This window comes from Mycolicibacter arupensis, from assembly GCF_002086515.1.
GTDB classification, from domain to species: Bacteria; Actinomycetota; Actinomycetes; order Mycobacteriales; family Mycobacteriaceae; genus Mycobacterium; species Mycobacterium arupense.
This window is the reverse complement of record NZ_MVHH01000071.1, coordinates 1-13520: the sequence shown is the minus strand read 5'-3', so window position 1 is coordinate 13520 and position 13520 is coordinate 1. Positions and strand designations below refer to the sequence as shown.

Genomic DNA, 13520 nt, shown 5'->3' with positions numbered 1-13520 from the left:
AAGTCCGCCAAAACCCCGACCTACCAATCGCTGCTTGACATAGGAGCAACGTCCACCGCGGAAAAGTTCGAGTAAGCGCCGCCCTGGACGCAGAGTCGATGCGTGCCGTCGCCGATCTGTACCGTGAAAGGCGACATGGCCAAGAAGAAGACAGCGAAATCCCCCCGGAAGTCGCCCCGCAAGTCGCAAGCCAACCGGAGGCGTGTCCTCGCCTGGATCGCCGCCGGGGCGATGGCTCTGGTGGTGGCACTGGTGATCGTGGCGGTGGTGATCTGGATCCGGCGCCCGGCGACACCGATTGCCGAGCAGCCTGGGGCGGGTATTCCCTCCACCGGCTCGGTGCCGACGCGGACCAAGAAGCCGCGCCCGGCCTACCAGGACGCCAGCTGCCCGGACGTGCAGCTGGTGTCGGTGCCCGGCACCTGGGAGACCTCGCCGACGGACAACCCGCTCGACCCCAACCAGTTTCCGATCGCGCTGCTGCTCACCGTCACCCGTCCGATTGCCCAGCAGTTCGACGCCGCCCGGGTGCAGACCTACACGGTTCCCTACACCGCGCAGTTCCATAACCCGCTGTCGTCCGACAAGCAGATGAGCTACAACGACAGCCGCGCCGAAGGAACCCGCGCCACCATCAAGGCGCTGACCGAGATGAATGAGCGGTGCCCGCTGACCAGCTATGTGCTGGTCGGCTTCTCGCAGGGCGCGGTGATCGCCGGCGACGTGGCCAGCAAGATCGGCAACTGGGAGGGACCGGTCGACGAAGATCTGGTGCTGGGCGTCACGCTGATCGCCGACGGCCGCCGTCAGACCGGCGTGGGTGTAGACGTCCCGCCGTCTCCGCCCGGTCAGGGCGCCGAGGTGACCCTGCACGAGCTGCCGATCCTGTCCGGGATGGGATTGACCATGACCGGCGCGCGCGAGGGCGGTTTCGGCGACCTCGATAAGCGCACCAATGAGATCTGCGCGGTCGGTGACCTGGTCTGCGCGGCCCCGCAGGAGGCGTTCAGCGTCGGCAAGCTGCCGGCGACGCTGTCAACGCTGGCCGGCGGTGCTGCTCAGCCGGTGCACGCGCTGTACGGCACCACCGACGTCTGGAGCCAGGACGGCTTGTCCGCAACCCAGTGGACGCTGAACTGGGCGCGTGAACTCATCGACAACGCGCCCCGTCCGCCACACGGCTGAGGTTCGACGAGCGGTTCGGTGAGGCTCGACGAAGGAGAGGCGAAGCTGGAACCGGCTCGTGACCCGGAGGCCGGCGTGACACGCGGTACCGTTTGATTTGGCATGGACCCAACCGATCAGTAACATTAAGAGCAATTTAAGAGCGGCGGTCTGTGGCCTCCGGGCAGCAGCGCGTCGCCGGGTGCCGGCAACCCACTACCATCTGTCAGGTCCCGGGCCCGCGCGATGTAACGCTGCGGCGTGGCCGACAGCGCCCGGCAGTTGACTGAACGTTGTTCGCGACAGGAGATTTTGCATGGCCCCGGCAACACAGGCCGCGTACCACAACCCGTTCGTCAAGGACGGCAAGATCCGGTTCCCGGACAATGCCAACCTGGTGCGGACCGTCGAGCGTTGGGCTGCGCTGCGCGGCGAGAAAGTCGCCTACCGGTTCCTGGACTTCTCCACCGAGCGTGACGGTATCGAGCGCGACATCTCCTGGTCCGATTTCGGGGCGCGGAACCGGGCGATCGGTGCCCGGCTGCAGCAAGTCACCAAGCCCGGTGACCGGGTGGCGATTCTCTGTGGCCAGAACCTGGACTACCTGGTGTCCTTCTTCGGCATCATGTACGCCGGCCGCATCGCCGTGCCGCTGTTCGACCCGGGCGAGCCGGGCCACGTCGGTCGGCTGCACGCGGTGCTCGACGACTGCACCCCGTCGGCGGTACTGACCACCAGCGACTCCGCTGAAGGCGTCAACAAGTTCTTCCGCAGCCGCCCGGCCAACGCCAGGCCGCGGGTCATCGCTGTCGACGCGTTGCCGCCGGAGGTGGGATCGACCTGGGTGATGCCCGACACCGACCGGAGCGACGTGGCTTACCTGCAGTACACCTCCGGCTCCACTCGGACCCCGACCGGCGTCAAGATCACCCACCTGAACCTGCCCACCAACGTCGTGCAGCTGCTGGACTCGCTCAAGGGCCGCGAGGGCGACCGGGGGGTCAGCTGGCTGCCGTTCTTCCACGACATGGGCCTGGTCACCATCCTGCTGTCGTCGGTGATGGGTCAACAGTTCACGTTCATGAGCCCGGCAGCCTTTGTGCGCCGGCCAGGCCGGTGGATCCGTGAGCTGGCCCGCAAGGAAGGGGAGACCGGCGAGGTCTACTCGGCGGCCCCCAACTTCGCCTTCGAGCACGCTGCGGCGCGCGGTCTGCCCAAGGAGGGCGAGCCGCCGCTGGACCTGAGCAACGTCAAGGCGATCCTCAACGGCAGTGAGCCGGTCTCTGCGGCATCGCTGCGCAAGTTCAACGAGGCCTTCGCGCCGTACGGGTTCCGCGAGGAGGCCATCAAGCCGTCCTACGGCCTGGCCGAGGCCACCCTGTTCGTGTCCACGACCCCCATCGGCGAGAAGCCGAAGATCATCTACGTCGACCGCGAAGCGCTCAACAACTCCAACCGCCTGGTCGAGGTGCCCGAGGACGCACCGAACGCCGTCGCGCAGGCCTCGGCCGGACGGATCAGCGTCGACCAGTGGACGATCATCGTCGACTACGAGACCGGCGCCGAGTTGCCCGACGGTCAGATCGGCGAGATCTGGTTGCAGGGCAACAACATGGGCGTCGGCTACTGGAACCGTGAGGAAGAGACCGCCGACACGTTCCAGAACGTGCTCAAGTCGCGCACCAGCCCGTCTCGGGCCGAGGGCTCCGACGAGAACGGCTTCTGGGTGCGCACCGGTGACTACGGCGCCTACTACCAGGACGACCTCTACATCACCGGCCGGGTGAAGGACCTGGTGATCGTGGACGGCCGCAACCACTACCCGCAGGATCTGGAGTACTCCGCGCAGGAGGCCAGCCGGGCGCTGCGGGCCGGCTACGTCGCCGCGTTCTCGGTGCCGGCCAACCAGCTGCCGCAGTCGGCCTTCGACAACCCGCACTCCGGGCTGAAGTTCGACCCCGAGGACAGCTCCGAGCAGTTGGTGATCGTCGCCGAACGCGCCCCGGGCGCCCACAAGCTGGAGTACCAGCCCATCGCTGACGACATTCGGGCGGCGATCGCGGTGCGCCACGGTGTGACCGTGCGTGACGTGTTGCTGGTCTCGGCGGGCACGGTGCCCCGGACGTCCAGCGGCAAGATCGGTCGCCGCGCCTGCCGCGCCGCCTACCTGGACGGCAGCCTGCGCAGTGGCACCACAGGTCCGAACGCTTACCCCGACGAGGTCTAAACCCAGATGAGCGAGGCTCCGCAGATGACCGGCGACGGCGACGACGCAATCCTGCGCGGCACCAGCCGCACCGACCTGACCGTCGCCGACATGCGGGCCTGGCTGCGGAACTGGGTGGCCAAAGCCACCTCGCAGTCGCCGGAGAAGATCAACGAGACAGCTCCGTTGATCGAACTGGGGCTGTCGTCGCGGGACGCGGTGGCGATGGCGTCGGACATCGAGGACTTCACCGGGGTCACGTTGTCGGCGACGGTGGCGTTCCGGCACCCGACGATCGAGGCGCTGGCCACCGTGATCGTCGAGGGCGAGCCGGTACTGGAGGACGACGCGGCCGGCGAGGACTGGACACGCGAGGCCGATGTCGCCGATATCGCGGTGGTGGGCCTGGCCACCCGATTCCCGGGCGACATGAACACCCCCGAGGACACCTGGGAAAAGTTGCTGGCGGGGTTCAACGCGATCACTGACCTGCCCGAGGGGCGCTGGTCGGAGTTCATGGAGGAGCCTCGGGTCGCCGAGCGGGTCAAGAAGGCGCGCACCCGCGGTGGCTACCTGTCTGACATCAAGGGTTTCGACGCGGAGTTCTTCGCGCTGTCGAAGATGGAGGCAGACAACGTCGACCCGCAGCAGCGGATGGCGCTGGAGCTGACCTGGGAGGCCTTGGAGCACGCCCGGATCCCGGCCTCGAGCCTGCGCGGTGAAGCGGTCGCGGTCTACATGGGCTCGACGAACGGCGACTACCAGAACCTGGCGCTCTCGGATCCCAGCATCACCCACCCGTACGCCATCACCGGCAACTCCAGCTCGATCATCGCCAACCGGGTGAGCTACTTCTACGACTTCCGCGGGCCTTCGGTCACCATCGACACCGCATGTTCGTCATCGCTGGTCGCCGCGCACGCCGGTGTGCAGGCGCTGCGCAGCGGCGAGGCCGACGTGGCGGTGGTCGGCGGTGTCAACGCCTTGGTCACCCCGCTGGTGACGGTCGGCTTCGACGAGGTGGGCGGGGTGCTCTCACCCGATGGCCGGATCAAGTCGTTCTCGGCCGACGCCGACGGCTACTCCCGCGCCGAGGGCGGCGGGGTGCTGGTGCTCAAGCGGGTGGACGACGCTCGCCGCGACGGCGACCAGATCCTCGCGGTGATCGCCGGTTCGGCGGTCAACCATGACGGCCGGTCCAACGGCCTGTTGGCGCCCAACCCCGACGCCCAGGCCGCAGTGCTGCGCAAGGCGTACAAGAACGCCGGTATCGACCCGCGGACCGTCGACTACATCGAGGCGCACGGCACGGGCACCATCCTGGGTGACCCGATCGAGGCCGAGGCGTTGGGCCGAGTGGTCGGCCGTGGCCGCGCCGCTGACAAGCCCGCGCTGCTGGGCGCGGTGAAATCCAATGTGGGACACCTGGAGTCGGCAGCCGGCGCGGCGAGCCTGGCCAAAGTCGTGCTTGCCATGCAGCACGACAAGATCCCGCCGTCGATCAACTACACCGGGCCCAACCCCTACATCGACTTCGCCGGAACTCACCTGCAGGTGGCCGACACCGCCACCGACTGGCCGCGCTACAGCGGGTATGCGGTCGCCGGGGTCTCCGGCTTCGGCTTCGGTGGGGCCAATGCCCACGTGGTGGTTCGCGAGGTGTTGCCGCGCGACGTGATCGTCAAGGAGCCGGAGCCCGACGCGCCCGTCGCCCAGGAGGCCGCCGAACTTGAGATCGAGCACGAAGCCCCCCGCTTCGATGAGTACGGCGAGTTCATCGCACCGGAGAGCCCGTCCGGCTACGGCGACGAGCCCGCCTACGAACTGCCCGGCCTGACCGATGAGGCGTTGCGGCTGCGCGACGAGGCATTGGCGGAGCTGGCCGAGCAAGAGAGCGTGCAACCGCTCATCCCCCTGGCGGTCTCGGCATTTCTGACCTCCCGCAAGAAGGCCGCCGCGGCCGAGCTGGCCGACTGGATCGACAGCGAAGAGGGCCGGGCCACCCCGCTGACGTCGATCGGCCGCTCGCTGTCCCGGCGCAACCACGGCCGCTCGCGTGCCGTGGTGCTGGCTCACAACCACGACGAGGCCGTCGCCGGCCTGCGCGCGGTCGCCGAGGGCAAGCAGAAACCAGGCGTCTACTCCGTCGACGGCCCGGTCACCAACGGCCCGGTATGGGTGATGGCCGGCTTCGGTGCCCAGCACCGCAAGATGGGTAAGAACCTCTACCTGCGCGACCCGATCTTCGCCGAATGGATCGAGAAGGTCGACGCCCATGTCCAGGACGAGCGCGGCTACTCGGTGCTGGAGCTGATCCTCGACGACTCACACGAGTACGGCATCGAGACCTCCAACATCGCCATCTTCGCCATCCAGATCGCCCTGGGTGAGGTACTCAAGCACCACGGAGCTCGCCCCGCCGCCGTCATCGGCCAGTCGCTGGGAGAGCCGGCATCGGCCTACTTCTCCGGTGGCCTGTCGCTGGCCGATGCCACCCGGGTGATCTGCTCGCGCGCACACCTGATGGGCGAGGGCGAAGCCATGCTGTTCGGCGAGTACATCCGCTTCATGGCGCTCGTCGAGTACTCCGCCGAAGAACTCACCACGGTGTTCGCCGATTTCCCCGGCCTGGAGGTGTGCGTCTTTGCCGCCCCCACCCAGACCGTGATCGGCGGCCCGCCCGAGCAGATCGACGAGATCGTCGCGCGGGCCGAATCCGAGGGCCGGTTCGCCCGCAAGCTGCAGACCAAGGGCGCAGGCCACACTTCGCAGATGGACCCGCTGCTCGGTGAATTCACCGCGGAGCTGCAGGGCATCGAGCCGCACACCCCGAACATCGGCATCTTCTCGACCGTGCACGAGGGCAGCTACGTCAAGCCCGGCGGCGAGCCGATCCACGATGTGGACTATTGGAAGAAGGGGATGCGCCACAGCGTCTACTTCACCCACGGAGTCCGCAACGCCGTCGACAACGGCTACACCACCTTCCTTGAGCTGGCGCCGAACCCGGTCGCGCTCATGCAGGTGGGGCTGACGACGGCCAGCGCGGGTCTTCACGATGCCCAGCTGATCGCCACGTTGGCCCGCAAGACCGACGACGTCGACGCCATGACCATGGCCATGGCCCAGCTCTACGTCTATGGCCACGACCTCGATTTCCGCACGCTGTTCCCGCGTGAGGTGCAGGGTCCGATCAGCCCGGCGGAGTTCGCCAATATTCCGCCCACGCGCTTCCGGCGCAAGCCGCACTGGCTCGACGCCCGGTTCTCCGCCGACGCCACCGGTGTGATGCCCGGATCGCACATCGCGACCCCGGACGGCCGGCACGTCTTCGAGTACGCCGGTCGCGGCGAAACGGACTTGGCCGCCCTGGTCAAGGCCGCTGCCGCGACCGTCCTTCCGGATGCGGCCTTGGTGGCCGCCGAACAGCGGGCGGTTCCGGGAGAGGGTTCCCGACTGGTCACGACGCTGACCCGGCACCCGGGTGGCGCGGCCGTACAGGTGCATTCCCGGATCGGTGAGTCGTTCACTCTGGTGTACGACGCGTTGGTGAGTCGCACTGGAGCCGAAGGGGTTTCGCTACCGATCGCCGTCGGTGCGGGAACCACGGTGAGCGAGTCCGTCACGGCTACCGTTGCCCCGGTTGAAGAACCAGTCGATGATGCGGCGATCCTGCACGACAATCTGACCGCAGGCGCGGGCCTGGCGGCGAATTTCGCCAAGTGGTCGCCGGAATCCGGTGAGACCATCGCGGACCGGTTGGGCACCATCGTGGGCAGTGCCATGGGATACGAGCCCGAGGACCTGCCGTGGGAGGTGCCGCTGATCGAGCTGGGCCTCGATTCACTGATGGCGGTGCGGATCAAGAACCGCGTCGAATACGACTTCGATATGCCGCCGATCCAGCTGACCGCGGTCCGCGACGCGAACCTCTACAACGTCGCGGAGATGATCCGCTACGCGGTGGAGCACCGCGACGAGATCGAGGCGCTGCACGAGCACCAGAAGACCCAGACCGCGGACGAGATCGCCGCGGAGCAGGCCGCGATCATCGCGGCGGCCAAGGCGGCGGAGTCGGCGCAAGCCGCGCCCGCTCCAGCGGCTGAGTCCGCTGCTGCGGCACCGCCGCCTTCGGACATCCCGATCCCGCCGCCGCCGACCAACCCTGCGGGTCCCGCGGTTCCGCCGCCGCCCACCGACCCGTCCGGCCCGGGTGCCAATTCGAGCGGGGTCAGCACCAAGACCGCTGCGGCTGCGGCAGCCAAGGTGCTCACCCAGGAAGCGGTGACCGAGGCGCTGGGCGCCGACGTGCCGCCGCGTGACGCCGCCGAGCGGGTCACGTTCGCCACCTGGGCGATCGTCACCGGCAAGTCGCCGGGCGGCATCTTCAACGAGCTGCCCACTCTGGACGACGACACCGCGACCAAGGTGGCCGAGCGACTGTCGGAGCGCGCCGAGGGCATCATCACGATCGACGACGTGAAGTCGGCGGCCACCATCGAGGCCCTGGCGACCATCGTTCGCGATCAGCTCGAGGACGGCGTGGTGGATGGATTCGTCCGCACCCTGCGTGCCAAGCCCGAAGGGTCGGACAAGTTGCCACTGTTCGTGTTCCACCCGGCGGGTGGTTCGACCGTGGTCTACGAGCCGCTGATGAAGCGCTTGCCCGCCGATCTGCCGGTGTACGGCATCGAGCGGGTGGAGGGCTCCATCGAGGAACGTGCCGCCGAGTACGTCCCCAAGTTGCTGGAGCTGCACGACGGGCCGTTCCTTCTGGCGGGGTGGTCACTGGGCGGGGCATTGGCCTACGCATGCGCGATCGGGCTGAAGCAGGCGGGCGCCGATGTGCGTTACGTCGGCCTGCTCGACCTGGTGCTGCCCGGTGAGCCCATCGACCAGAGCAAGGAAGGCATGCGGGCCCGCTGGGACCGTTACGCACGGTTTGCCGAGCGCACTTTCAATGTCGAGGTCCCCGAGATCCCTTACGAGGAACTGGAGAAGCTCGACGACGAGGGCCAGGTCCGGTTCGTGCTGGACGTGGTCGCCCAGAGCGGCGTGCAGATCCCCGGCGGGATCATCGAGCACCAGCGCACGTCGTACCTGGACAACCGGGCCCTGGACACCATCGAGATCCAGCCCTACGACGGACACGTCACGCTCTACATGGCCGACCGCTACCACGATGACGCCATCGTGTTCGAGCCCGCCTACGCGACCCGCAAGCCCGATGGCGGCTGGGGCGAATACATCTCCGACCTGGAGATCGTGCCCATCGGGGGCGAGCACGTGCAGGTGATCGACGAGCCGTACATTGCCAAGGTGGGCGCCCACATGAGTGAGGCGATCAATCGGATCCAGGGAGAGCAGTGAGTAACAAGACCACCGCCGAACTGCTGGCCGAACTGCGCGAAAAGCTGGAGCTGGCCAAGGAACCCGCCGGTGAGGCGGCCGTCGCCAAGCGCGCCAAGAAGGGCATTCCCAGCGCCCGCGATCGCATCCATGGGCTGCTGGACCCGGGGAGCTTCTTGGAGATCGGCGCGCTGTGCAAGACCCCCGGTGACCCCAACGCGCTGTACGGCGATGGCGTGGTGACCGGCCACGGTCGGATCAACGGCCGACCGGTCGGGGTGTTCAGCCATGACCAGACCGTGTTCCAGGGCTCGGTCGGTGAGATGTTCGGCCGCAAGGTGGCCAAGCTCATGGAGTGGGTGGCCATGGTCGGTTGCCCGATCATCGGCATCAACGATTCCGCCGGCGCCCGGATCCAGGACGCGGTGACGTCGCTGGCCTGGTATGCCGAGTTGGGCCGGCGTCACGAGATGTTGCGCGGCCTGGTTCCGGAGATCTCGATCATTCTGGGCAAATGTGCTGGCGGAGCGGTGTATTCGCCCATCCAGACCGACCTGTTAGTGGCGGTGCGTGATCAGGGCTACATGTTCATCACCGGGCCTGACGTGATCAAGGACGTCACCGGCGAGGACGTGAGCTTCGACGAGCTCGGCGGCGCGGATGTGCAGGCGCAGCGCGGCAACATTCACAAAGTGGTCGACGACGAGGCGGCGGCCTTCCAGTACGTGCGGGACTACCTGTCCTTCCTGCCGTCCAATCACTTCGACGACGCGCCGATCGTCAACCCCGGCCTCGAGCCGGAGATCACCCCGCATGACCTGGAGTTGGACGCGATCGTTCCGGATGCGGACAACGTCGCCTACGACATGCACGAGATCCTGCTGCGGATCTTCGACGACGGCGACGTCTTCGAGATCGCCGATCAGCGCGGGCAGGCGATGATCACCGCGTTCGCCCGGGTCGACGGGCATCCGATCGGGGTGATCGCCAACCAGCCGATGTATATGTCCGGGGCGGTGGACACCGAGGCCTCTGACAAGGCGGCCAGCTTCATCAGGTTCTGCGACTCCTACAACCTGCCGCTGGTCTTCGTGGTCGATACCCCGGGTGCCATGCCCGGAGTCTCGGAGGAGAAGAACGGGATCATTAAGCGCGGTGGCCGGTTCTTCAACGCCATCGTCGAGGCCGACGTGCCCAAGGTGACGGTGATCATCCGTAAGGCCTACGGCGGCGGTTACGCGGTCATGGGCTCCAAGCAGCTGTCCGCGGACCTGAACTTCGCCTGGCCCACGGCGCGTATCGCGGTGATCGGCGCCGACGGCGCGGCGCAACTGCTGGTGAAGCGCTTCCCGGATCCGACCGCGCCCGAGGTGCAGAAGATCAAGAAGGACTTCATCGACGGCTACAACGAGAACATGGCGATTCCGTGGACTGCCGCCGAGCGCGGGTACATCGACGCCGTGATCCAGCCGCACGAGACCCGGCTCTTGTTGCGCAAGTCGCTGCGCCTGCTGCGGGACAAGCAGAACTTCCCGAAGGTGCAGCGCAAGCACGGCCTGCTGCCGATCTAGCGGTGCGCGCCCAGCGCGTTAGCGGCGATCAGGCCGCTGAGCTGCGCTAAGTCCTGACTCAGGTTCGCCGAACAATAGGTGATCCTAACTCTAGGGGTGCGCTCCATTTTGCCCAGGTGAGGGCGCGTTTCCGGATTAGTGAACCTGAATTTGACATAACAGGGTGTGATTGAAATCATCCAAAATTAACGGTGCTGCAGTTGTGTGCGGCCGCGAGAGTTTGGCGAGGAAACCTGGATGTTTGATGCAGTTGCGGCACGGCCCAGCCGCTACGACACCGGCTTGCGTGCCGTTCTCGCCGCCGCCGTGGTGGCCGTCGGCATCAGCGGTGCGCCGCAGGCAGCGTCGCTGAACTCAGCTCCGGAGCATGCGCAGGTGTTGCTGTCCGCCGCGGGGGCAGGCTCGCTGGCGAGCTCCGGGATCGCGCTCATCATGGGTCCCAGCATGCTGCCCACCCCGAGTGAGCAGTACGCCGAAACCGTCAATGACCTCTTCCTGCAGCCGCACGGATTCGACGGCGAGCTCGAGGTGCTGACCACTCCGCAAGAGGCCTACTTGCTGGACGAGTCCATGGCTAAGGGTGCGCAGATCCTGTCTGACAGGGTGTTGGCCCTGCTCGACGAAGGCGCCGCAGGTGAAGGCAACCCGGTGACGGTCTTCGGGTACTCGCAGAGCGCCGCCCTCACGACACTGGCGATGCAGCAGCTCTACGAGGCCGGCGTGCCGAGTTCGGCCGTGCACTTCGTACTGATCGGCGATTCGGCGAACCCCCTCGGCGGTCTGCTGGTCGGATTCGCGGACTACCCGGAGATCGTCGAAAGCCTGGCGGAAAGCAATGTCACGCTCGGCAACCCGACGCCGAATGATCTCTACCCCACCAGCATCTACACCTTGGAGTACGACGGCTACGCGGATTTCCCGCAGTATTTCCTCAACCCGTTCTCCAGTCTGAACGCCGTCATGGGCATGGCCATCCAGCACATTGCCTACCTGGGCTTGACTCCCGAGCAGATCGCGGACGCCGTCCTGCTCGAGTCCAGCCCGGACAGCATGATCAGTTCCTACATGATCCCCAGCGAGTACCTTCCGCTGCTGTACCCGCTGCTGTTCGTCCCGATAACCGGAAAGCCCATCTACGACCTGCTGGAGCCGGTCATGCGCATCCTGGTGAACTTGGGCTACGGCAATATCGAGAACGGCTGGAACCAGGGCCCGGCCGATCAGCCGACGATGATGAGCAATCTGATGCCGGACCTCGACTGGAACCAGGTCAGCAACGCGCTGTTCTCGGCGGCGATGAGCGGCATCGGCGCCTTCGTCACCGATCTGTTCGACCCGCAGACGTACGTGGAGGTCGAGATGGTCGACAATCCCGCGCTGGACGGCTTGCTTGCGGCCATGGCGGCCGCGGGCGTCGCCGAGGGCGACAACCCGTCGGTGGACGACATGCTCAACGGTATGACCAACATGATGTGGCAATCGCTGGTCGGCCAGTACCTGGATCCCGCTTACTGGGCGGACGCATCCTAGTCTCGGCCGGGTAAGCGTTGCGTAACGCTTGAGCAACACCGGCAACTTCGGGCGCAAACCAATTATCGTTTACCCCAGGCAATCCCAGGACGGGCTGGCCTCTGAGGTTCCAATTGTGCCCGGTCGTAACGTGATTGCGGTTGCCGGGTCGCCGCGCGAATCGTCAGGGGTATGACGAGGGGGCAGGCATGTGTCCTAGCGGCGAGGCGCGATGAGTCTACTGCTGCCGGCGAGGCCGTCGGCGCCGGCCGCGCGGAATCCCAACAGTGCTCCCGACGGACAGAAAAGGCTGCTGCGCAAGGCGATTGCGGCATCGGCTATCGGCAACGCCACCGAGTGGTATGACTACGGTGTCTATGCCGTGGTGGCCACCTATCTGACCGAGACCTTCTTCCCCGACACGCTGGGCAACCTCGGAACCATGCTCGGATTCGCGGTGTCGTTCGTGCTCCGCCCGTTGGGCGGCATGGTCTGGGGCCCGATCGGTGACCGGTTCGGCCGGAAGTCGGTCCTGGTGGCCACAGTTGCGCTGATCGCCGTCGCCACTACCCTGATCGGCGTCCTGCCCGGCTATGCCACAGCGGGTTGGTGGGCGCCGGCCCTGCTGATTGCGCTGCGCGTGGTGCAGGGCTTCTCCACTGGCGGTGAATACGGCGGCGCAGCAACCTTTATGGCCGAAAGCGCACCCGACGACAAGCGGGGGTTCTACGGCAGCTTCTTGGAGTTCGGCGCCGTCGGTGGCTTTGTTCTGGGCAGTGCCGTCGTGCTGTCGCTGGAGGCGATGCTCACCCACGAGCAGATGGCGGCTTGGGGCTGGCGTGTTCCGTTCCTTCTAGCCCTGCCATTGGGGGTGCTGGGACTGGTATTGCGCAGCAGGATGCCCGAGACACCGGTGTTCGCCGAGTGCGCCGCCTGCGACGAGATCCAGGGATCGGCCTGGGACCGACTGGTCGACCTGCTGACCAACTACACCCGACCGATCCTGGTGACCTTCGCGCTGCTGGTCGCGCTGAACATCATCGACTACACCCTGGTGACCTATCAGCCGACGTATCTGCACGCCTCCGCGGGCCTCGATGAGCGCAGCAGGACCGCGGTGGTTCTGGTGGGGGAGTTGGCCATGATGGCCTGCATTCCCTTCGCGGGTGCCTGGTCGGATCGGATCGGCCGAAAGCCGTTGTGGCACGGCTCGTTGGTGGGCTTCGTCGTGTTGGCGCTGCCGATGTACTGGCTTATGGGCCAGGGATTCGGCTACGCCCTGGTGGGATTCACCGTGCTCAGCGTGTTGTTCGCCGCGCCGTTGGCGACCGTGGCCGCGACGTTCCCGGCGATGTTCCCCACCCAGGTGCGCTACGCCGGGTTCGCGGTGGCCGACAACGCGGCCGTCGCCCTGTTCGGCGGCACCGCGCCGGTGGTGGCCGACTCGGTCATCGGGCACACCGGTTGGCAGCTCTTTCCGGCTGCCTACCTGGTGGCGGCCGCGGTTCTCGGACTGATCGCGCTGCGGTTCCTCCCCGAGACCGTGGGCTACTCGCTGCGCGGCACCGGAGTTCCCGGAGAGCAGGGCGAGCTGGAACGGGAGCTGGCTGCCGTCATCGCAAGATCAGCCGACGAGCTCCGTGACCGTGCACAGAATGACGCCTGACACGGCGTGTCTCGGTACAGACACGCTCGCTCGCGGGCGGGGGTCGCCGGGGCCC

General features: G+C 66.8%; 6 protein-coding genes. All 6 read left to right on the top strand.

Annotated elements, in window-relative coordinates; genetic code table 11:
- The first annotated feature begins 135 nt into the window (after positions 1-135).
- A complete protein-coding gene (gene culp6 / locus BST15_RS19715; protein ID WP_046189981.1) occupies positions 136-1185 on the top strand; it encodes a carboxylesterase Culp6 in 1050 nt (349 codons plus the stop codon).
- Between the two features lie 295 nt (positions 1186-1480).
- On the top strand, positions 1481-3391 hold the full coding sequence (fadD32, locus tag BST15_RS19710) for a long-chain-fatty-acid--AMP ligase FadD32 (protein WP_046189973.1): 1911 nt from the start codon (positions 1481-1483) through the stop codon (positions 3389-3391).
- Positions 3392-3397: 6 nt separating this feature from the next.
- Positions 3398-8740 carry a polyketide synthase Pks13 gene (gene pks13, locus BST15_RS19705; protein ID WP_046189974.1) on the top strand — a complete coding sequence of 1781 codons (5343 nt, stop codon included), beginning with the start codon at positions 3398-3400 and terminating at the stop codon, positions 8738-8740.
- Positions 8737-10290 (top strand): acyl-CoA carboxylase subunit beta, encoded by a 1554-nt coding sequence (locus BST15_RS19700; RefSeq protein ID WP_046189975.1) that lies wholly within the window; start codon positions 8737-8739, stop codon positions 10288-10290. Before pks13 ends, BST15_RS19700 begins: the two co-directional genes overlap by 4 nt.
- A 237-nt stretch (positions 10291-10527) precedes the next feature.
- The gene (locus BST15_RS19695) at positions 10528-11820 is read left to right on the top strand and encodes a PE-PPE domain-containing protein (RefSeq protein WP_052751423.1); all 1293 of its coding nucleotides are present in this window, start codon (positions 10528-10530) and stop codon (positions 11818-11820) included.
- A gap of 211 nt (positions 11821-12031) precedes the next feature.
- Entirely contained in the window at positions 12032-13465 is a 1434-nt protein-coding gene (locus BST15_RS19690; RefSeq protein ID WP_046189976.1) for an MFS transporter, read from the top strand.
- The last annotated feature ends 55 nt before the right edge of the window (positions 13466-13520 follow it).

Excerpts from the sequence above, each read along its gene's own strand:
- BST15_RS19690 (WP_046189976.1), top strand. The coding sequence starts at position 12,032 with ATGAGTCTACTGCTGCCGGCGAGGCCGTCGGCGCCGGCCGCGCGGAAT.
- fadD32 (WP_046189973.1), top strand. The coding sequence starts at position 1,481 with ATGGCCCCGGCAACACAGGCCGCGTACCACAACCCGTTCGTCAAGGAC.
- pks13 (WP_046189974.1), top strand. The coding sequence starts at position 3,398 with ATGAGCGAGGCTCCGCAGATGACCGGCGACGGCGACGACGCAATCCTG.
- BST15_RS19695 (WP_052751423.1), top strand. The coding sequence starts at position 10,528 with ATGTTTGATGCAGTTGCGGCACGGCCCAGCCGCTACGACACCGGCTTG.
- culp6 (WP_046189981.1), top strand. The coding sequence starts at position 136 with ATGGCCAAGAAGAAGACAGCGAAATCCCCCCGGAAGTCGCCCCGCAAG.